This is a genomic window from Prevotella aurantiaca (assembly GCF_015262605.1).
Lineage (GTDB): Bacteria > Bacteroidota > Bacteroidia > Bacteroidales > Bacteroidaceae > Prevotella > Prevotella aurantiaca.
The window spans coordinates 1-19858 of the sequence record NZ_JABZSJ010000030.1 but is presented as its reverse complement, the minus strand read 5'-3'; the positions used below and the strand labels follow the sequence as shown (position 1 = coordinate 19858).

19 protein-coding genes are annotated in these 19858 nt (G+C 43.0%); 15 read left to right on the top strand and 4 right to left on the bottom strand.

Going from position 1 to position 19858, the window contains the following annotated elements:
- Positions 1 to 160 precede the first annotated feature (160 nt).
- The 4 genes from HXN26_RS06600 to HXN26_RS06585 all read left to right on the top strand — a co-directional run bounded on the left by HXN26_RS06600 (position 161) and on the right by HXN26_RS06585 (position 3852).
- Positions 161 to 1969 carry an AMP-dependent synthetase/ligase gene (locus HXN26_RS06600; protein ID WP_273159762.1) on the top strand — a complete coding sequence of 603 codons (1809 nt, stop codon included), beginning with the start codon at positions 161 to 163 and terminating at the stop codon, positions 1967 to 1969.
- A 31-nt stretch (positions 1970 to 2000) separates the two neighbouring features.
- Positions 2001 to 3119, top strand: coding sequence for a peptide chain release factor 2 (gene prfB, locus HXN26_RS06595; RefSeq protein WP_273159760.1), 1119 nt, complete (start codon positions 2001 to 2003; stop codon positions 3117 to 3119).
- A gap of 88 nt (positions 3120 to 3207) precedes the next feature.
- Positions 3208 to 3345, top strand: a complete 138-nt coding sequence (locus HXN26_RS06590) for a hypothetical protein (protein ID WP_199897116.1) — start codon at positions 3208 to 3210, stop codon at positions 3343 to 3345.
- Between the two features lie 6 nt (positions 3346 to 3351).
- Entirely contained in the window at positions 3352 to 3852 is a 501-nt protein-coding gene (locus tag HXN26_RS06585) for a CYTH domain-containing protein (protein WP_273159758.1), read from the top strand.
- Here the strand turns inward: HXN26_RS06585 and HXN26_RS06580 are convergent.
- The gene (locus HXN26_RS06580) at positions 3812 to 4204 is read right to left on the bottom strand and encodes a VanZ family protein (RefSeq protein WP_273159756.1); all 393 of its coding nucleotides are present in this window, start codon (positions 4202 to 4204) and stop codon (positions 3812 to 3814) included. The genes HXN26_RS06585 and HXN26_RS06580 overlap by 41 nt on opposite strands.
- A gap of 92 nt (positions 4205 to 4296) precedes the next feature.
- Between HXN26_RS06580 and HXN26_RS06575 the strand changes: the two genes are divergently transcribed.
- The gene (locus HXN26_RS06575) at positions 4297 to 5283 is read left to right on the top strand and encodes a helix-hairpin-helix domain-containing protein (RefSeq protein WP_273159754.1); all 987 of its coding nucleotides are present in this window, start codon (positions 4297 to 4299) and stop codon (positions 5281 to 5283) included.
- A gap of 312 nt (positions 5284 to 5595) precedes the next feature.
- Here the strand turns inward: HXN26_RS06575 and HXN26_RS06570 are convergent, their stop codons facing one another.
- Both HXN26_RS06570 and HXN26_RS06565 read right to left on the bottom strand, forming a co-directional pair.
- Positions 5596 to 6300 carry a hypothetical protein gene (locus HXN26_RS06570; RefSeq protein ID WP_273159752.1) on the bottom strand — a complete coding sequence of 235 codons (705 nt, stop codon included), beginning with the start codon at positions 6298 to 6300 and terminating at the stop codon, positions 5596 to 5598.
- A 12-nt stretch (positions 6301 to 6312) separates the two neighbouring features.
- Entirely contained in the window at positions 6313 to 7389 is a 1077-nt protein-coding gene (locus HXN26_RS06565; RefSeq protein ID WP_273159750.1) for a hypothetical protein, read from the bottom strand.
- Between the two features lie 457 nt (positions 7390 to 7846).
- Between HXN26_RS06565 and HXN26_RS06560 the strand changes: the two genes are divergently transcribed.
- Positions 7847 to 10306, top strand: coding sequence for a TonB-dependent receptor (locus HXN26_RS06560; protein WP_273159748.1), 2460 nt, complete (start codon positions 7847 to 7849; stop codon positions 10304 to 10306).
- Positions 10307 to 10622: 316 nt separating this feature from the next.
- On the opposite strand, the gene HXN26_RS06555 is transcribed toward HXN26_RS06560, so the two are convergent.
- Positions 10623 to 11921, bottom strand: a complete 1299-nt coding sequence (locus HXN26_RS06555; RefSeq protein ID WP_273159747.1) for an L-cysteine desulfidase family protein — start codon at positions 11919 to 11921, stop codon at positions 10623 to 10625.
- Positions 11922 to 12258: 337 nt separating this feature from the next.
- Between HXN26_RS06555 and thiD the strand changes: the two genes are divergently transcribed.
- The 9 genes from thiD to HXN26_RS06510 all read left to right on the top strand — a co-directional run bounded on the left by thiD (position 12259) and on the right by HXN26_RS06510 (position 19466).
- Positions 12259 to 13080, top strand: a complete 822-nt coding sequence (gene thiD, locus HXN26_RS06550; protein ID WP_273159745.1) for a bifunctional hydroxymethylpyrimidine kinase/phosphomethylpyrimidine kinase — start codon at positions 12259 to 12261, stop codon at positions 13078 to 13080.
- On the top strand, positions 13077 to 13691 hold the full coding sequence (locus HXN26_RS06545; protein WP_273159743.1) for a thiamine phosphate synthase: 615 nt from the start codon (positions 13077 to 13079) through the stop codon (positions 13689 to 13691). Before thiD ends, HXN26_RS06545 begins: the two co-directional genes overlap by 4 nt.
- A 4-nt stretch (positions 13692 to 13695) precedes the next feature.
- Entirely contained in the window at positions 13696 to 15276 is a 1581-nt protein-coding gene (gene thiC, locus HXN26_RS06540) for a phosphomethylpyrimidine synthase ThiC (RefSeq protein WP_273159741.1), read from the top strand.
- 32 nt (positions 15277 to 15308) lie between these two features.
- Entirely contained in the window at positions 15309 to 16082 is a 774-nt protein-coding gene (locus HXN26_RS06535) for a sulfide-dependent adenosine diphosphate thiazole synthase (protein ID WP_273159739.1), read from the top strand.
- Between the two features lie 74 nt (positions 16083 to 16156).
- Positions 16157 to 16750 (top strand): thiamine phosphate synthase, encoded by a 594-nt coding sequence (locus tag HXN26_RS06530; protein ID WP_273159737.1) that lies wholly within the window; start codon positions 16157 to 16159, stop codon positions 16748 to 16750.
- Positions 16751 to 17097: 347 nt separating this feature from the next.
- Entirely contained in the window at positions 17098 to 17259 is a 162-nt protein-coding gene (locus HXN26_RS06525; protein ID WP_167653646.1) for a hypothetical protein, read from the top strand.
- Positions 17249 to 18034 carry a threonine/serine exporter family protein gene (locus HXN26_RS06520; RefSeq protein WP_273159734.1) on the top strand — a complete coding sequence of 262 codons (786 nt, stop codon included), beginning with the start codon at positions 17249 to 17251 and terminating at the stop codon, positions 18032 to 18034. Before HXN26_RS06525 ends, HXN26_RS06520 begins: the two co-directional genes overlap by 11 nt.
- Before the next feature lie 9 nt (positions 18035 to 18043).
- Positions 18044 to 18541 carry a threonine/serine exporter family protein gene (locus HXN26_RS06515; RefSeq protein WP_273159733.1) on the top strand — a complete coding sequence of 166 codons (498 nt, stop codon included), beginning with the start codon at positions 18044 to 18046 and terminating at the stop codon, positions 18539 to 18541.
- A gap of 16 nt (positions 18542 to 18557) precedes the next feature.
- On the top strand, positions 18558 to 19466 hold the full coding sequence (locus HXN26_RS06510) for a LysR family transcriptional regulator (protein WP_025000510.1): 909 nt from the start codon (positions 18558 to 18560) through the stop codon (positions 19464 to 19466).
- Positions 19467 to 19858: the final 392 nt, after the last annotated feature.

Genomic DNA, 19858 nt, shown 5'->3' with positions numbered 1-19858 from the left:
TGCGCTATTCTTCTGTTTTATTGTTCTGTTTTCACTTAAAAAAGGTGGATGTAAAATAATAATAACTTTAAAATAATTTCCTTATATGACTTAAAATTATTATTTTTGCATAGATTATAAGGTATTTGGACATTTGTGTCCGCTAAAAGAAACAATAACTATGCAGGCAAAATATCACTACGCAGTACTCATACATGAGCAAGCAAAGAAATATGGCACAAAGCCCGTCATAACGTTTAGAAACTTTGGGAGCCTCGAGTGGAAGTCGGTTTCATGGAACCAATTCTCCATGCGCGTAAAGCAAGTATCAAACGCTTTGCTCAACTTCGGACTGAAACCGCAGGAAAATATCGCAGTGTTTGCGCAGAACTGCATACAGTATCTATATACCGACTTCGGTGCATACGGTGTTCGTGTTACCACTATTCCATTCTACGCATCAAGTTCTGAACAGCAAATACAGTTCATGATACAAGATGCTGGAATACGTTTCATCTTCGTTGGAGAGCAGGAACAGTACGATAAAGCGCATCGAATATTCGCTCTTTGCCCAACATTAGAACGCATTATCGTCTTCGATCCAAGTGTACGCATAAGCTCTCACGACTCGCATGCTATCTTCTTTGAAGACTTTTTAAAGCTTGGCGAGGGACTTCCACGCCAGTCTGAGGTGGAACAACGATGGGCGGAAGCTAACGATAACGACATTTGCAATATTCTCTACACCAGTGGAACAACTGGCGATAGTAAGGGTGTTATACTCACACATGGTATGTACAATGCAGCGATGGACGCTAATAGCAAGTGCGTACCAGTTTCTGAGAAAGACAGAGCAATAGATTTTCTTCCGTTCGCACACGTCTTTGAACGCGCTTACTCCTATTTAGTATTAGGTAACGGAGGCGAGTTGATTGTGAATACGTACCCTAAAGAGATTCAAGAAAGCATGCGAGAGACCAACCCAACATGCATGGCTTCAGTGCCACGCTTTTGGGAAAAGGTTTATATTGCAGTGAAAGAGAAAATCGAAAAGTCGAGTGCCGTGCAGCGAAAGGTATTCGAACATGCTTTGGAAGTAGGTCGCAAGCACAACGTAGTGTATCTTGGACGTGGTAAACGTCCGCCTTTGAACTTGCAATTAGAGTACAAACTGCTCAATAAAACGGTTCTTAGCCTCGTTCGTAAGCAGTTAGGACTGAAGAACCCTAACTATTTCCCAACTGCAGGTGCATACATTTCGCCTGAAGTAGAGACCTTTGTACACAGCATTGGACTGGATATCCTAACAGGATACGGCCTCACCGAGAGTGTTGCTACGGTTAGTTGCGACAACAGAGGCAAGCCTTACACAGTGGGCTCGGTAGGTATTCCTATAGAAGGACTACAGATAAAGATAGGAGAAAACGACGAAATTCTACTCAAAGGTCCAACTATTACGCCAGGATATTACCGCCGCGACCACATCAACGAGACTGCTTTTACTAAAGATGGCTTCTTCCGTACAGGCGATGCAGGCTACTTTAAAGATGGTGAACTATATCTGAAGGAACGCATAAAAGACCTTTTCAAGACATCAAATGGCAAGTATATTGCCCCACAAATGATAGAAGGCATGCTATTAGTAGACAAATTCGTCGACCAAGTAGCTATTATTGCTGACCAACGCAAGTATGTTTCTGCACTCATCGTGCCCGAATTCAGAATCTTGGAGGACTGGGCGAAGGAGTATAACATAGCTTATGAAGACAGAGAAGCGCTTTGCAAGAATCCTCAAATAAACAAAATGATGAAGGAACGCATAGCAACTTTGTTACAGTTACTTGCTCCGTACGAACAGATTAAGTGCTTTACACTGCTGCCACATCACTTCTCTGCAGAGAGTGGAGAGCTTACAAGCACACTGAAACTACGTCGTCCGATAATCTATAAGAACTACAAGGATATTATAGAACAGATGTACGAGGAATAAAGAAAACACCATCTAAAAACAAGAAAAGGAAGTGATTACAGCTGAACAACTAAAGGATGTGGTGGCTCGCGTAGAGGCTTTGCACCATTATCTGGGTATAGATAAGAAGAAAATAGAGTTCGAAGAGGAGCAACTTCGCACACAAGCACCCGACTTCTGGGAAGATGCTGACCGTGCAAGGGAGCAGATGAAGAAGGTAAAAGGCATTGAAAAGTGGCTCAAAGGCTACAATAGTGTACATTCGCAAGCCGAAGAACTGCAGCTCGCATTCGACTTTTACAAGGACGAACTCGTTACAGAAGAAGAGGTAGACAGCGCTTATGCGAAGGTAATTGCCGACATTGAGGAACTGGAACTTATGAATATGCTCCGCCAAGAGGAGGATCCTATGGAGTGTGTCATGAAGATTAACTCTGGAGCGGGGGGCACAGAGAGTCAAGATTGGGCCTCTATGCTGATGCGAATGTATATGCGTTACGGCGAAGCACACGGCCATCACGTTACGATTTCGGATATTCAAGACGGCGACGAAGCCGGTATCAAGAGCGTAACTATGAAATTCGAAGGAGGAGAATATGCCTATGGCTTTCTAAAAAGCGAAAATGGGGTGCATCGTTTGGTGCGTGTTAGCCCATTTAATGCACAAGGAAAACGTATGACAAGCTTTGCCAGTGTGTTTGTTTCACCCCTTATTGACGACTCTATCGAGGTATATGTTGACCCAGCACGTGTGAGTTGGGACACTTTCCGTTCGGGAGGCGCAGGAGGACAGAACGTGAATAAGGTGGAATCGGGCGTACGTTTGCGTTATCAATACGAGGATCCTGACACTGGAGAGCAGGAAGAAATCCTCATAGAAAATACCGAAACGCGCGATCAACCTAAGAATAGAGCAAAGGCAATGCAGCTTTTGAAGTCGCAATTGTACGACCGTGCCATGAAGAAACGAATGGAGGCACAAGCTAAGGTTGAGGCTTCGAAGAAGAAAATAGAATGGGGAAGCCAGATAAGAAGTTATGTTTTCGATGACAGACGTGTAAAAGACCATCGCACAAACTACCAGACTTCTGATGTAGATGGCGTGATGGACGGCAACATAGATGGCTTTATAAAAGCCTATTTGATGGAGTTCCCAACAGAAGAAGAATAGAAAGGTGGACCTAATAACTTTTTTCACCTTATTATATATACTAACCTGCGAGGAGTTGCAATGGCTTCTCACATAAAATAATATCATTATGAGCAACAAAAGTAAAAGTCAGAAGAAAGCACGCGAGGTGCGCCAAGAGAAACAAGCAAAGACTGTTATCAAGTGGATTGTTATATGCCTCATGATATTAGCTCTTATTTTAATGTCTTGGGCAATGTATATCTAAATACAAATGAGCAGCGGATTAGAAATAGAACGCAAGTTTCTCGTTCATAAGAATATCGATTGGAAAAGCAGAGCGTATAGCGTTAGCCACGTTCAGCAAGGCTACTTTGCAGCCATTAACACTGTGCGTGTACGTATTCGCGACGACAAAGGCTACCTAACCATTAAGGGAAAATCGAACGATGGAGGTCTTTCTCGCTATGAATTTGAGAAGGAAATAACGCTCGAAGAGGCTGAACAACTTCTTCGTCTGTGCGAAAAAGGCATCATAGACAAGCACCGTTATCTTATAAAAAACGGCAATCACGTTTTCGAAGTAGACGAATTCCATGGTGCAAATGAAGGTCTTGTAATGGCAGAAGTAGAGTTAAGCAGTCCAACAGAGACATTTAAGAAACCCGATTTCATAGGAATAGAAGTTACAGGAGACCCTCGCTTCTACAATCGGCAGATGCGTCACAATCCGTTTAGCGTTTGGAAAGATACCTTACCAGCAGAGTTCCGATAACCCAAGCAAGGCTACAGCCCACCATATCAGCAACGAAGTCGAGCCATTCGCCACTCCTATTCCCGTTGGTACAATAGGCTTGAAGCAGTTCTATGGCCCCTCCCAGCAGCGTAGGTAGCAGCCAAACGCCTAAGAACATACCTTTTCGTGTTACGTGCTTGTAGTTATGGAAGTATTCGTGCGCCACTGTCAGTCCCAGAACAGCATATAAACCTATGTGTGTCCACTTGTCTATGAGTGTGATACCGCTGAGTGGCGTTTCTGGAATAGGCACTAACGAAACAATTAGAATAACTATCGTCATGCCAACAGACATTGGAAACTTGCGTAATACGTGAAGAATTTTATTCATAAACCTATTCTATTTTAGTGCAAAAATAACAATATTTTTGTACTTCCACAGTCTTTTGACTGAATAATCTGAAAACAAACACATTCCACACCATGGATTTTCGTGAATTATTTTATCTGCAAAAATCTGACAGAAAGGTACTTGCTTTTCTGTTATGCCTTGCCCTTGCTGTACTTGGAGCCATGTTCTTACTGGGCAACAAACATGGGCGCACACCACTAAATGCCGCAGACAGCTCTGCATTTGCCGCCCAACAAGGGCTGAATAGAGGCAAAAATACAGGCAATCGAAGCCATTATGAACTGGAAAATGGTAAGAATATTGAGTTATTTCCCTTTGATCCAAATACAGCTGATAGCTTACAACTTAGTCGTTTAGGCCTTGCGCCTTACCAAATACGCAACATTTACAAATACAGAGCGAAGGGTGGCGTGTTCCGTTCGCCTCAAGCGTTTGCCAAAGTCTATGGTCTGACACGTAAACAGTACCGCGATTTAGAACCTTACATCACAATTGGCGACGACTATCAACCTGCTTTCACCATGGAAAACATACGATGTTACGAACGTGAAAGGGCTGAAGAACAACGCAAACTGCATGAAGCGTACGAGGCTTACAAGCAGAACGATGCATACAAACCATACAAGAAGTATGACAGGGATACGATTCGCTATCCTATTAAAATCAAGGTGGGCGAACATATCAACCTCACTCATGCCGATACAACGATGCTAAAGAAGGTTCCAGGCATTGGTTCTGGGTGGGCAAAGGCTATTGTCGCCTATGGCGAACGGCTTGGCGGTTATGTCGAAGTGGGACAGCTGAAGGAGATAGATGATTTTCCTGCAGAGTCGCTCCCCTTCTTTGAAGTGCGCAATGCGCAACCCAAGCGCCTTAATCTAAACACACTTACGGTGTCACAGTTGCGTCGCCACCCTTACATCAACTTTTATATGGCACGTCAAATAGCTGAATACAGACGACTAAAGGGCAAATTAAGCAGTCTTTCGCAACTCCGATTGCTCAAGGATTTCCCTCCCGACGTAATCGAACGCCTACAACCTTACGTCTGCTTTTAGGTGTTTTGCTGAAAGCAAAATATTCGAATTTATAGACCGGAAATAGTCTTTAGTTTGCAAATCGCTCCATGTTAAAAAGTGATAACAAATACCATCGTTCAACAAGGACGCTGTGTTAAAAAATGAAAACAGATTATTTGACATTGTAAAAGCGCCTGTTTTGCATTGCAAAACAGGCGCTTTTGTCGTGCAAAATAGGCTCTTTTACAACGCAAAACAATGGGTATTGCAACACGTTGATAAAGAGATGGTTACACAATAGCATCGTTTGTGAAAAATATTTAAAACTATCTTGTGTTATCGTTCGTCTTTTTACACCAAATCTTCGTAGGCTTGATTCATTTCATTCATCAGCACTTCGAAGTTGTCAGAGTTCAGTGCTACACGGCGAAAGATAAGTTCTAAGTTGTCGCCTTCGAGCGAAACAGGTTCTTCGTGTAACAGTGCCATTGTGCCTTGCAGCATCAGGCGGAAGACGGTAGCCTGGTGTAAGGTTGCCATTTCTGGGTTAGCTGCTTTCAGTACCATGCTATATGCCATCATCTGTGTACGCACCATAGAACGGATAGCAAGGGCAACATCAACCGATTCGACCTCTTTTGTACCACGTTCGTAGTTCTCGAAGAACTCAGTAATGGTCTGTAGTCGTCCTGTAAGCAGGATAGCAATCTGTTGTTGATACTCTTTAATGGCGGCATCGTACACTTCTTTCGAACCACAAGCATAGCGAAGAAGAATCTTTGGCGATGTTTCGTTACTGAAGTTTCTTCGTTTCATGTCTTCAGCAACAGCCTCTCCGTCTGCATAATTCAGACGAATGAGAATTGGAAACATCACTGAAACGTAACAAGCCGACAACTTTTCGTAGTTGTCGGCTATTATTTTCTTGTACTCCAAGGGGGTTATCTCTTTCTTTCCAGGCTGTGTAGCATCTACATTACCACTTATAAAGGCTTGAAAAAATCCCCTTGTCATTGCTGCTACCACCTTGTAGCGGCTAACAGTTGTTATGCGCATATATCTAATTTCTTATCTATGTCCTCCGAAAGAACCATTGTTCTGTGCAGGGCGTTCTACTGTTTGAGCGGGTTGTATGGTAGAACGTGGAGTGCTGTTACCAAACGAACTTCTGTTGCCTTCGTTATTATTGAAGCCGCTATTCGACGGTGGTGTACTTGGACGATGGTTATCTGACCCGAACGAGAAGGTACGTTCAGCATTGTGTCCCCTACTGTTGTTATTGCCGAAGCCAGAGTTTTGCGGCGTATTTCCTTGACGTGAGCCACCAAAACTGCTGTTATTGTCGCGTCGCTGTGGTGTTCTTTGTGGCTGTAGCTCGTACGGACGACCTTGTATAGTGGCGTTTCCGAAGCTTGCTCTGTCGTTTATATCGTTGTTGCGACGTTGGTTTCCAAACGATGGTTGGCTATCGTTGTTTCTGGGTTGTGGTGTTTGCACAACACGCGAATTGCTGTTATTGTAGCTACCAAAGTTGCCATTGTCGCGGTATATTACCACTGGCTGACCCGTACGCTTTCCAAATCGGCCTGCATAATAGCTTTCGCTGAGCAGATTTCGGCCGCCTCTATAAGTGTCATAGTAAACCGGACGCTGGCGATAATAGTAGCGCGGGTTGTCGTATCGGTTGTAAATACTGAACGCATACGTATTGTCGTACCAGTAAACAGGGCGATAGAAGTAGTCCATATTTACGAAGTAGTTGTACTGAGTAGCGTTCAATACATAGAAAATATCACTGTTTCGACGTGCCCAATAGTCGCCATAGATAGAGTTTTCACCACGCATATTGAGCAGATAGTCAAGGTTTATCTCGTAGATAGCCTCATATTGAGCATCGTTAAGCCCCAATTCGTAAGCCATTTTGTCGGACAAGAACAACGCCTCTCGACGTGCTTCTTCGTATCGCATACTTGAATAGGAATAGCCTCTGTCGTATCTTGAGCCGTAACCAGCATTGTAAACAGAACCTCCTGAGGGATAAACTGCACCTGAAGAACCGCCATCTATCGCAAGCAAAGTGTCACACGAAGTGAGAGACATCATCGCTGTAACAGCACCCCAAAATAATATATATTGACGTTTCATGACTTTATAGTTTTAAAATTATTGTACTTTTGTTCAAGTTTATGATGCAAAAATAGCGGTAATTTCCCACACAGCCAAAGGTGTATGCCTATTATTGAATGGAAAATCCCTATACTTTCAAACTATGAAAAGAATGGTACTGATGAGCTATATCATCTTTTATAGGTATAATATAAATACAAATAAAATGGAAGAAGTGCTTGTTCTATTTTACTTTTATTTATGTAATTCGAACATAAATTACTATTTTTAACACATAATCGTTATAATAATAACAAAATAAAGATATTCTATAATAAACTAAAACCATAGAGAAACAAATCGCAATAAAGATAAAAATACGCTGCATAACAATACGTTTACTAATTATTAAGTATTGCTAATTGCCTGATAAATAAATACCTTTGCATCTTAATTTTATATTTAAATATAAACCTAATAAATAGATTTGTTATACATGAAAAGAAATCTTACTTTATTTCTTAGCTTACTTTGTGCCGTAATAGCAATGGCGCAGGGTACAGACGCTGTGCTCTTCGGCGACGTTAAGGCCAAAGAGACAGGCGCACATCTTCCCTATGCTACCATCACAGTGAAGGGAACAACCTTAAAAACCAAGTGTGATGCTTCGGGACACTTTAAGATGTCAGACCTGCCATTGGGCAAACAAATAGTCGTTGCAAACCTTGATGGTTACCAAGAACAGGAACTTGAGGTTGAAATGAGTTATGGTAAAGGTACTGGCGCATACTTTAAGCTCGACAAAGATGCCTTGGAACTCAGCCAAGTTGTGGTAACTGGTACGCGCACAGAGCACTTTGTTAAGAACGTTCCAATACGTACTGAGGTGCTAACATCGCAGGCGCTCAAGCGTAAAAACGCTCTTAATATCTACGATGCATTGGAAGGTATGCCTGGTATTCGTGTAGAACAACAGTGCCAATTCTGTAACTTCTCAATGGTTCGTATGCAAGGTCTTGGCGCAGAACATACTCAAGTGCTCCTCGATGGCGAGCCTGTTTATTCAGGATTGGCTGGAGTTTATGGCTTGCAACAGATGGGAACAAACGATATTGACCGCCTTGAAGTAGTGAAAGGTGCTGGTTCTGCTCTCTATGGAAGTAGCGCAGTAGCTGGTGCTATCAACATTATTTCAAAGGAACCTACCCTCGAACCTTCAGTAACAGCAGACATACAATATGGCAACTTCGGCCATAAGAGCTACAAGGGTGCTGGTTCTATGCGCTATAAGAATATCGGTTTACTGGTAACAGCGCAACGTACAGAAGAAGATGCAGTAGATGCTACACAGGACGGACTTACTCGTGACGTGGTAAAACATAAAGACCAAATCTCTGATCGCGTTTATAGTCTGATGAATAACGTAGGTGCAAGCATTTACATATATAGCCCTTTCACTCATAACGATAAGCTTGTGCTACGCACAAAGGCCATGGACGAACTGCGATATGGCGGAAATATGAAGGATAATCTATTCCTTAACCCTTACTCTGAAGGCACAGAGAACATCCGTACCAACCGTATTACAACCGATTTGGCTTACACTTTGCCTCTCGGATCGCGCTCAGAGCTTAACTTAGCAATGGCTTACGTTCACCATAAGCGTAACGCTACGAACGATACATTCCTATCTAACTACAAAGAAGCAACCACCGATGCAACGCATCCAGAAGGTGTTAGCCCTGATGTTGAGCTGATGCGCCCTTACATTGCTAAGGAAAATACATTCACTCCTTCGCTTACGCTGACCTCAATCTTTGGTAAACACACTGTACTTGCGGGTGTTCAAGGTTACTTTACACGCTTGCGCGAAACTGGTCTCTACATTATTTCAGCAGACGACGAACGCGGTAACCCTTACTTTGGTATTCCTTATACATCTATTGGTAAGAAACATGCAAACGAGTTTGGCTTCTTTATTCAAGACGAATGGAATGTAACACCTAAGCTTACCGTAGTTCCTGGCTTGCGTATTGATAACCACTCTTCTGGCGAAGAGTATGCAACAAGTCAGAAGGTTTCTGATTCTGCATTCCCATTGACCCACTTCAGCAAGACTTCATTCAACCCTCGTCTTGCTATTAAGTACGCTATTAGCCCTTCATTCGTACTCCGTGCTAATGTTGGTACTGGCTTCCGTGCTCCTTACGGATTCTCTGAAGACTTGCACCTATGCTCTGGTTCGCCACGTGTATGGAAGTCATCAGACCTCAAAGGTGAGCGTTCTATCAGCTATAACTTCTCTGCTGACTACTATACAAAGAATGTTCAGTTGAGTGCAAACATCTTCCGTACCGACTTAAAGGATAAGATTCAGTTTGCTCCAGCAAGCGAAGACGTGAAGAAATTTGGCTATACATACCAGTGGGAGAACGTTGACGACGCATATGTGCAAGGCATTGAGCTTGGAATAAAGTGGAATCCGCTTAGCAATTTCAAGACTGGACTGAACTGGACAATCAATCAAGGCAAGTTCAAACATGAGCGTTCAGAATGGTCTGACCCTCTATCTGACGAGTGTAAGGAAGCTCCTCAGCGCTTAGCGTACGCAAAAGACAGTAAGTTTATATCTCGTTTCCCAGCTATGACAGGGGATTTAATCCTCGAATACACTCCTGGCACTTGGTCGTTCTCAGTTACAGGCTCGCTCCAAGGTACGATGTACATCGACTATAACTCTGAAGATGCTCCTGAAACATCTAAGATTAAGAAGACAACTCCTTTCACTTTGTGGAACGTCCGCGTAGCTAAACGCATCGGCGCATTCAATATTTATGGTGGTGGAAAGAATGTCTTCAGCTATCTTCAAGACGAGAAGCATGGCGACGATGCAGCATTTATGTATGCTCCTGTATATGGCGCTACATGGTATGCAGGCGTTAGCATCACCCTCTAATGAGAGTTCAAGCTGACAAGATGTAGGTTCACAGCCCTTAATTGTTTGTAAATAGGGTGATACTTTACTCGTAATACACAAACGCATACCACGAGTGGGGTATGAGCATATACCACGAGTGATATGCAAGTGTATACCACGAGTGGTATATAAACGCACCTTACTTATGGAGTATGAAAGCGGTTTCGCACACGATGAAACAACCGATAAAATCATCGAACTCACGTTAAGGATACGTTTTTCATTGATAATATTAGCAAAAAGGTTCGCACACGGATTGTATGCGAACCTTTTTTATATCTTAAAGCTGATGCTGTTAGCAGCTGCTTTTATGTGTCATGATGTCTAAGACCATAATATCCATTTCGTTCATAGCTTCCTTTCCTAAGCTGGTAAGGTTACGAATAGACTTGTCAATGTCCTTATCGATGATACCTTCAGCCTCTGTTACATGGTGATTTTCCATTGACAACATAGCAGAAAGCACAGCAGTAGAAACGCCAGACGAAACTTTCAGTGCGCAACTTGGCTTCGCTCCGTCGCAAACCATACCTGTAAGGTTAGCTATCATATTCTTTATAGAATAGCAAATGTTGTTGTAGTCGCCACCCATCAAGTAGGTTATACCACAGCTTGAACCTGTGCATGCAACGATACAACCGCATAATGCTGATAAAGTACCAAGGTTTTGCTTAATGTAAATGGCTGTAAGGTGGCTTAATGTAAGTGCGCGAACAAGCTCATCAGGTGTGTTTTCGTTCTCTTTAGCGAATACTACGACTGGGTTTGTCGCACAAATACCTTGGTTTCCAGAGCCACTGTTACTCATAACAGGCACCATTGCTCCGCCCATACGGGCATCACAGGCTGACGCAGTCTTAGAAAGAATGTGCGAATAGATGCTATTTCCGAACAAACCGCGGCTCAATGGGCGGTCCATACTCTTACCAACGCAGTGTCCATAGTTTCCTTTCAAAGCCTCTTCAGCCGCATTCATGTTGTAACGCTTAGCTTCTAAGATGAAATCTATCTCGTTTATAGGTGTCGTTGTAGCGAAATCCCACACCATTTTTAGGTTTAACTGAATGTCATCGTTATTGGTTGGCGCACCATCTTCAGTAGATGACTGTGCATCAAGCACTATTTTTCCATCTACTTCTTCGTAAACAAAGTTCGTATGCGTCTTAGATATAATGGCAGTAGCCTTCTTTCCACCTGCTTCACATATCATTTCGATGTACAATTTCTCGGTAATTCCCTCCTTTAGCTTTATGTCTATGCGGTTTTCTGCTACATATTGCTTTCCCTCTTCCAAGGTTTCGGGCGTCAAATCCTTAATTACTTCAAGCTGATATTCCGATTTTCCGATGAGCGCACCCAAAGAAATAGCAATTGGTAAGCCTATCATTCCTGTGCCAGGAATACCCACTCCCATTGCATTCTTTAAGATATTTGCAGATAAGAAAGCCTTTATTTTCTCTGGTTTCTGTCCCAATAATTCTGTAGCACGTGCGGTACAGAGCGATACCGCCATTGGTTCGGTACAGCCAACAGCAGGAACAACCTGCCGATTTATCAAATCAATGATTTGTTCGCGTATGTTTTTCTCAAGCATTTCTATATAAATTTAGTTGTTTGAATGCAAATGTACGTAATTTTTAGCAAACCAAAATGAAAAACAAAAGAAAAATTATTGACCCAAAAAACTTTATCTTATATTTTGGGATTGTCGAACATTATCGTACCTTTGCAGGCAGATAGACTTTCGGATAGTCCGAAGGGGGGGTGCCACTCCATTGAGTGAGCTGAGATTATACCCGTATAACCTGATGCAGGTAATGCTGCCGTAGGAAGTGCGAATATACAAACATTTGCGTTTATCTGTCCTTAATTAGTGTATCCCCCTATACTTTGGTTGTTCCGGAAAGTACCATTTGTTACTTTGATAGCTTATGATGCACTATGTAAAAACTCTCACAATAGCAGGCTCCGATAGCGGGGGAGGGGCAGGAATACAGGCAGATATTAAAACAATGTCAGCTTTAGGATGTTACGCTTCTTCGGTTATTACGGCTGTTACTGCACAAAATACGAAGCAAGTGTTCTGCGTTCAGAACATTGAAGCTGCGGTTGTCGAGACTCAACTGCATGCCGTTCTCACCGATTTGCGCCCCGATGCTATTAAAATAGGTATGGTGGGATGCACCGAAAATATCAAAACTATCGCACAAGTTTTGGCTGAATATAGTGATATTCCGCTCGTTATAGACCCCGTAATGATTTCCACTTCAGGCCATAAACTTATAGAAAAGGAAGCCATAGACACCTTCTGCCAACAGCTTTTACCTATGGCAACTCTACTAACACCCAACATTCCCGAAGCAGAAGTTTTAGCTCGATGCGCAATTGAAACGGTATCTCATATTGATTGGGCGGCTATACGAATCTTAGAACTAGGGTGTAAGGCGCTAATAATAAAAGGTGGACACATCAAAGGCGGTACAAAGGCAGACCGACTCTATTTTACCGACAACAACAAACCACTAATCTTTGAAACCGAAACTATTGATTCGCTTAACACACACGGCACTGGTTGCACGCTCTCTTCGGCAATTACGGCTTTCTTAGCTCGTGGTTTAAGGGTCGAAGAAGCTGTTGCTATGGCTAAAAACTATGTATCGCAAGCCATAAAAGAGGGAACAAACGTGTACATAGGCAGCGGACATGGAGCAGTAAATCATTTTTTTTGTCCTGAAAAACTAATAAAACGATGAACAACATACAGTTTATAACACACGAGAATAAACGATTTGGCTATATCGAAGGTGCTGAAATGGCACTCCGTGGTGGCTGCAAATGGGTGCAGTTGCGTATGAAAGACGCTACAGACGAAGAGTTTTTATGCGTTGGAAGGAAGGTTGTTACACTCTGTCGTAGCTATAATGCAACCTTTTTACTTGACGATCGTGTGCATTTAGTGGACGAACTCGGTGCTGACGGTGTACATTTGGGTAAGAACGATATGCCTATTAGCGAAGCACGCAGCCTTCTTGGCGAAGAAACAATAATTGGAGGCACTGCTAATACCTTTGCTGATGTGCAGCATTTAGCCAAACAAGGAGTAGATTACATAGGATGTGGCCCCTTCAGATACACTTCAACGAAACGCAATCTTGCACCTGTGCTTGGCTTGGAAGGTTATCAAAACATTCTAAAACAAATGAAGCAAGCAGATATTTGCCTACCACTCGTTGCAATTGGCGGTATCGTTAGCACAGATATAGTAGAGCTTCAAGCTATAGGCGTAAGCGGAATAGCCGTCAGCGGAGCCGTTCTTGGAGCAGAAGAACCTATAAAAGAAATGAAAAAACTAATAGAAATATAAGATTATGAAGAACGAAAACATTAAGATTTCTTATCCTAATTCGGAGAAAATCTATAAGTGTGGCACGCTCTACCCAGAATTAAAAGTGGGTATGCGCCGCATTCTTCTTACACCAACCGTTAAGAACGAGGGTGGTAAACGCATTGAACAACCCAACGACCCAGTAGTAGTTTACGACACAAGTGGTCCATACAGCGATCCGAACATAGAGATTGACCTTAACAAAGGTTTGCCTAAACTGCGCCAAACATGGATAAAAAAGCGTAAAGGAACGCAGATGTACTATGCCAAGAAAGGCATCATTACAGAAGAAATGGAGTATGTTGCCATTCGCGAAAATATGGATTGCGAGGCTTTAGGCATAAAAACACATATTACACCAGAGTTCGTTCGTGACGAAGTAGCAGCAGGACGAGCTGTCATTCCAGCCAATATCAATCACCCAGAAAGCGAACCTATGATTATTGGAACGAACTTTTGCGTGAAAATAAATACCAATATCGGCAACTCTCACGAGAATTCGAGCATCGACGAAGAGGTTGAAAAGGCGGTATGGAGCTGCAAATGGGGTGGCGATACCCTAATGGATTTATCAACAGGAACGAACATTCACGAAACAAGAGAGTGGATTTTGCGCAACTGTCCCGTTCCTGTTGGCACCGTTCCAATGTATCAAGCATTTGAAAAGGTGGACGGAAAGCCTGAAAAACTAACGTGGGAGATATTCCGTGATACGCTTATTGAACAGTGTGAGCAAGGCGTTGACTACTTCACAATACACTGTGGCATTCGCTTAAAGAATGTTCAGCTTGCCAACGGCCGCCTTACTGGCATGGTAAGTCGCGGCGGAAGCATCATCTCTAAGTGGTGTCAGGTTCACAACGAGGAGAGTTTCCTGTACAGCCACTTCGATGATATCTGCGATATCTGTGCCAAATACGATGTCGCAATATCGCTTGGAGATGGTCTTCGTCCTGGTTCTACCTACGATGCGAACGATGCTGCGCAGTTTGCGGAGCTGGATACGATGGGCGAATTAGTAGAACGCGCATGGGCGAAAGACGTTCAAGCGTTCATAGAAGGTCCTGGTCATGTACCAATGCACAAGATTAGAGAAAACATGGATAGGCAAATTGAGAAGTGCCATGGTGCTCCTTTCTACACATTAGGACCTCTTGTTACCGATATTGCGCCTGCTTACGACCACATTACGAGTGCTATTGGTGCGGCAATGATAAGCTGGTACGGCACGGCAATGATTTGTTATGTTACACCAAAAGAGCATTTATCGCTGCCCAACAAGGACGATGTGCGTACAGGAGTGATTACTTACAAGATTGCTGCCCACGCTGCCGACTTGGCAAAAGGTCACCCTGGTGCAGCTATAAGGGACAATGCACTCAGCAAAGCCCGCTATGATTTCCGTTGGAAAGACCAGTTTAACCTTGCACTCGACCCTGAAAAGGCTCTCGAATATTGGAAAACGTCGAACAAGGTAGGGGGAAAATACTGCACAATGTGTGGCCCTAACTTCTGCGCAATGCGCATTAGTCAGACATTAGAAAGCGATGAATGTAACGAATAAACAAAATAAAAATCACTTAAAACAATAATATTATGATTGAGAAAAAAGTATCAAAAGGAATTATCAGCACCTATTTTGCTAAGATGGAAAAGTGCCTCGAACTCGATGTAGCCATTGTTGGTGGAGGTCCTTCAGGCATTGCAGCAGCCTACTATATGGCAAAAGCAGGTCTGAAAGTGGCACTCTTCGACCGCAAACTATCGCCAGGCGGCGGCATGTGGGGCGGTGCTATGATGTTTAACCAGCTGGTTATACAGCAAGAAGCCTTACATATCATTAAAGATTTCGATATCAATTACGAGCCTTACGAAGATGGTTTGTACACTGCGGACTCTGTTGAAAGCACCTCTGCCCTACTCTATAAGGCGACACATGCAGGTGCAACAATCTTTAATTGTTACTCTGTTGAAGACGTTGTTTTTAAGAATAACATGGTAAGCGGAGTTGTTGTGAACTGGACACCCGTGCTTCGCGAAGGCTTACATGTAGACCCTTTGAACATCATGGCTAAGTTTGTGATTGACGGAACAGGCCATGACAGCGAGATGTGTCAAGTGGTTGCACGCAAAAACGGCATTAAACTCAACACGGCAACGGGCGATGTGATTGGTGAACGCTCGTTAGACGTGGCGGAAGGCGAACGCCAAGTGGTGGAAGGAACAAAGGAAATATATCCTGGTTTGTATGTTTGCGGTATGGCATCGTCGGCAGTTGGTGGTACACCTCGCATGGGACCAATCTTTGGCGGCATGCTTCTTTCTGGGAAAAAGGTAGCTGACGCTATCATCGAACGTTTGAAACAATAATATCAATAGGTGGCAATGGTTGCACGATAGCAACGATTGCCACCTATTATTATATATAGACGAAAGTAAAAGAGATGCATTCTATCGTAATCACCGAGCCACAATTTACAGACAACGAGGCAACTACCATTGTGCAACTGCTACGTTGGGGTGTAGACCTTGTGCACCTTCGGAAACCCGAAAGCAGTGCCGACGAGTTGCGAAAGCTCGTCGAAGCCATTCCCACAGCCTATCATAACCACCTTGTACTGCACGACCACTTCGATTTAGCTGCCCATTTCACACCGCACGGACTACATTTGAACCACAGAAACAGCGTATTGCCACCAAACCATAAGGGCGCCATTTCGCAGTCGTGCCACTCATTAGACGAAGTGAAAGTCTACAAAACAAATTGCGATTACGTTTTTCTCAGTCCTATTTTCAATAGTATTTCAAAACAGGGATACGCCTCTGCATTCACGCCGAAAACCCTTTCCGAAGCGAAAAAGCAAGGTGTTATCGACCAAAAAGTATTTGCCTTAGGCGGTATTACGGCAGCCAACATCGACAAGGTAAAACATTACGGCTTTGGTGGCGTTGCACTTTTGGGCGATATTTGGAGCAGAACAGCAGACAAGAACTTTGAACAGTACGTGCGCAAAATCATCGAAATTTGCCACACATAATGTATAAAGAAAGTACAATCGCCTAACTCCAAAACTTTAAACAATCTATCGAAACATCGGAATAACAGCATAACGAAACACCGAAAAATATATGCCTTCATTCTAAAAATATGAATGCTGTTATTCTTAAAAGACGGAAACAACAGACAGTACCACCACGAAAAATACACATCTCCTTGATTTAAATCTATTGTCATCGCAGTTTTGGCTAATTTCCAACAGTTCTCTATCGCAATATTACGATAACCATTATCGAAACAACCCATTACCAAAGCTTGTAAGGGTGCAGAAATGCGCCTACCTTTGCATCGTAAAAAAGAAATAAGCAAACTTAAAATCAAAGAATTATGAATAGTCAAATTATTATCTGGAGTTTAGTAATGCTGTTACTTTTAGTAGGTTTCGTATTGCGTGTAGCCATCACTGCCCGCCTCACAAACGGCAACGGAAAGATATTTGAAGTAGCCGACGAGTTTGATTTGTATGATTGGAGCGAAGATGAAGCATAGCACCCCCTTCTTTCTTGTCAATGAAACAAGCAATTTCATTGCTGAATATGCAGCCTGGCTTTATGGTTGTGGTGCTACTTGCACACGCATAAAGAAAAATGTAGAACGCATTGCCAAGAAGTGGAACATAAATTGTCAACTTCTGATTATGCCTGGCAGCGTGCAGCTTATGGTGTTCGACCCCTCCACAGACCAATCCTCAGTGGTGATAAGAAGAACGCCCCATACGGGCATCAGCTTCTACAAGAACACGCATTTAAGCCAATTGAGCTGGCGCATATCCGATGGATTGGTGGATTTAGACGAAGCAAACAAGGTTCTTAAAGAGGTTAGCACAGCACCTTTCACCAACAAATGGCTGGTACTGCTACTGACTTCGCTTGCCAACCTTTCGTTTTGTCGCATCTTCGGTGGTGATTTCATGGCTATGGCAATTGTCTTTGTTGCCACCTTTGTGGGCTTCCGACTGAAACAGGTATTGCTCGAAGATGGTGTGAACGTAAAGTTTGTTTTCCTGATTTGCGCTTTCTTCTCCTCTGTAATTGCCACCTCAGGCTATATTTTCGGCTTAGGAAACAAGCCTGAAGTTGCACTTGGAACGTGTGTGTTGTACCTTATTCCAGGCATACCCTACATTAACAGCATCAGCGACCTGATGGCAGGCGAATACCTTGTGTCTTTCAGCCGCTTTATGGACGCCATTATCCTCACATTCTGCTTGTCGGTAGGTTTGTCAGTAGGCATACTTCTTATGAATCTTCAATTAATATCGTAGCCCTTAATTATGGATTTTCTCTTTTCAATACTGCAAGATGCGTTTTTCGGTGGCTTGGCAGGCATTGGCTTTGCCAGCATCAGCAACCCTCCGAAAAATGCCTATAAATATTGTTTCATCATATCTGCCGTAGGCCATGCCATTCGTTTCATTCTTATGAACAACGACTATCACCACTTCGGACTTATTGTTGCCAGCTTCATAGCAGCGTTAGCCATAGGTTTTATGACGGTGTTCATGGCACGGAAGGCGAAGTGTCCGCCCGAAACATTCTCGTTTCCTTCGCTTCTGCCTATGATTCCGGGAATGTATGCCTACCGCACTGTGGAAGGCTTGGTGATGTGTTTGTCTACCGAAAATGAAGATTTATTCGAACATTATTTGTATCTTTGCACATCGAACGGCTTCACTTGTGTCTTCGATATATTAGGAATGGTATTGGGTGCAACTATGCCTATCTTTATTTTAAACAAGATTTCCTATAAGGTAACAAGGTACACGAATTAACAAAAATCAAAGGATAATGGAGCTAAGACAACTACGATACTTCTTAAAGGTAGCAGAACTTTTGAACTTCTCGGAGGCTTCAAAGGCACTGTTCGTAACGCAAAGCACGCTGTCGCAACAAATAAAACAACTCGAAACAGAACTCGACACCACGCTCTTTGAACGCAACAGCCACGAAGTTACGCTTACCGAAGCAGGGCAGAAACTTGTAAGATATGCACAGAAGGTGGTTGTAGATGCTGATATATGCCAGCAAAAAATGGCCGATTTGAAGAGTTTGCTGACAGGCGAACTCAACATTGGGGTTACGTTTACTTTCAGTCCGCTGCTCACCGAAACCGTGCTTGAGTTTATGGAACGCTATCCCGATGTCCACCTTAACATCATTTACAAAACAATGGCAGAACTTATGGATATGCTGCAACGCCACGAAGTAGACTTTGTTTTGGCATTCAAACCTACTGAAAAGAACGAAAGGGTAGAAAGCTACCTATTGTTCAACAATAACCTTGTAGCCGTAATGAGTTCCACCCACCCATTTGCCAAACGCAAAAGCATATCACTCGAAGATTTGAAAGCCTGCCAGATAGCTATGCCTGCGTGCGGTTTGCAGGCTCGAAACGCATTCGACGATATGATAGAATCGTCGGCAAATAACATAAAAACACGTTTAGAGATAAACGACATCAACATTCTGCTGAAGTTGGTTCGCCAAAGCAAACTCGTAACAGTGCTTGCCGAAGCCACCATACACAACGAAGAAGGGCTTGTGGGAATACCGCTCGAAATGCACAACGACGATATGGAAGGCTGCATTCACATGCTGAAGAATGCTTATATTAAGAACTCTGCGCGAGAGTTCTGCCGCTTGTTAAGTCAGTCGCGCAGTATTATGAAGTATTCGTCTATATCCCGTCTACTTTAAAAAGTATGCTGCAATCAAGGCCTCATTCCGCTTATTTCACCGCCTTTACAGGCGAAAGAAATCACAAGAATAGTGTAAAGATTTTTTAAGATCATTGCTATAGTGTAAACGTCTTTCCATCAATGCGTTACAACACCCATTGTTTTGCGTCGTAAAAGAGCCTATATTACATTACAAAAGCGCCTGTTTTGCATTGCAAAACAGGCGCTTTTGTAATGTCAAACAGCAACTACCAGTTTTTACTTGCGCTTTTATTTACAAAAAGAAGAAGTATGATGGTTCCATAATAATGGTTGAACACCATTCATAAAAAGGTAGTAGTGTTGACTTTTTCGGCGTAATGGACATTTGGTAGGCTGGTCATTTCAGCCTACTTTTTAGTATTTATGAAT

What these genes read in the sequence shown, in the direction of transcription:
- HXN26_RS06555 (WP_273159747.1), bottom strand. Translation starts at nt 11,921, where the DNA reads ATGCTTGAGAAAAACATACGCGAACAAATCATTGATTTGATAAATCGG.
- HXN26_RS06525 (WP_167653646.1), top strand. Translation starts at nt 17,098, where the DNA reads ATGAATAGTCAAATTATTATCTGGAGTTTAGTAATGCTGTTACTTTTA.
- HXN26_RS06515 (WP_273159733.1), top strand. Translation starts at nt 18,044, where the DNA reads ATGGATTTTCTCTTTTCAATACTGCAAGATGCGTTTTTCGGTGGCTTG.
- HXN26_RS06545 (WP_273159743.1), top strand. Translation starts at nt 13,077, where the DNA reads ATGAACAACATACAGTTTATAACACACGAGAATAAACGATTTGGCTAT.
- HXN26_RS06585 (WP_273159758.1), top strand. Translation starts at nt 3,352, where the DNA reads ATGAGCAGCGGATTAGAAATAGAACGCAAGTTTCTCGTTCATAAGAAT.
- HXN26_RS06560 (WP_273159748.1), top strand. Translation starts at nt 7,847, where the DNA reads ATGAAAAGAAATCTTACTTTATTTCTTAGCTTACTTTGTGCCGTAATA.
- thiD (WP_273159745.1), top strand. Translation starts at nt 12,259, where the DNA reads ATGATGCACTATGTAAAAACTCTCACAATAGCAGGCTCCGATAGCGGG.
- HXN26_RS06510 (WP_025000510.1), top strand. Translation starts at nt 18,558, where the DNA reads ATGGAGCTAAGACAACTACGATACTTCTTAAAGGTAGCAGAACTTTTG.
- HXN26_RS06580 (WP_273159756.1), bottom strand. Translation starts at nt 4,204, where the DNA reads ATGAATAAAATTCTTCACGTATTACGCAAGTTTCCAATGTCTGTTGGC.
- HXN26_RS06530 (WP_273159737.1), top strand. Translation starts at nt 16,157, where the DNA reads ATGCATTCTATCGTAATCACCGAGCCACAATTTACAGACAACGAGGCA.
- thiC (WP_273159741.1), top strand. Translation starts at nt 13,696, where the DNA reads ATGAAGAACGAAAACATTAAGATTTCTTATCCTAATTCGGAGAAAATC.
- HXN26_RS06565 (WP_273159750.1), bottom strand. Translation starts at nt 7,389, where the DNA reads ATGAAACGTCAATATATATTATTTTGGGGTGCTGTTACAGCGATGATG.
- HXN26_RS06600 (WP_273159762.1), top strand. Translation starts at nt 161, where the DNA reads ATGCAGGCAAAATATCACTACGCAGTACTCATACATGAGCAAGCAAAG.
- HXN26_RS06575 (WP_273159754.1), top strand. Translation starts at nt 4,297, where the DNA reads ATGGATTTTCGTGAATTATTTTATCTGCAAAAATCTGACAGAAAGGTA.
- HXN26_RS06520 (WP_273159734.1), top strand. Translation starts at nt 17,249, where the DNA reads ATGAAGCATAGCACCCCCTTCTTTCTTGTCAATGAAACAAGCAATTTC.
- HXN26_RS06570 (WP_273159752.1), bottom strand. Translation starts at nt 6,300, where the DNA reads ATGCGCATAACAACTGTTAGCCGCTACAAGGTGGTAGCAGCAATGACA.
- HXN26_RS06590 (WP_199897116.1), top strand. Translation starts at nt 3,208, where the DNA reads ATGAGCAACAAAAGTAAAAGTCAGAAGAAAGCACGCGAGGTGCGCCAA.
- HXN26_RS06535 (WP_273159739.1), top strand. Translation starts at nt 15,309, where the DNA reads ATGATTGAGAAAAAAGTATCAAAAGGAATTATCAGCACCTATTTTGCT.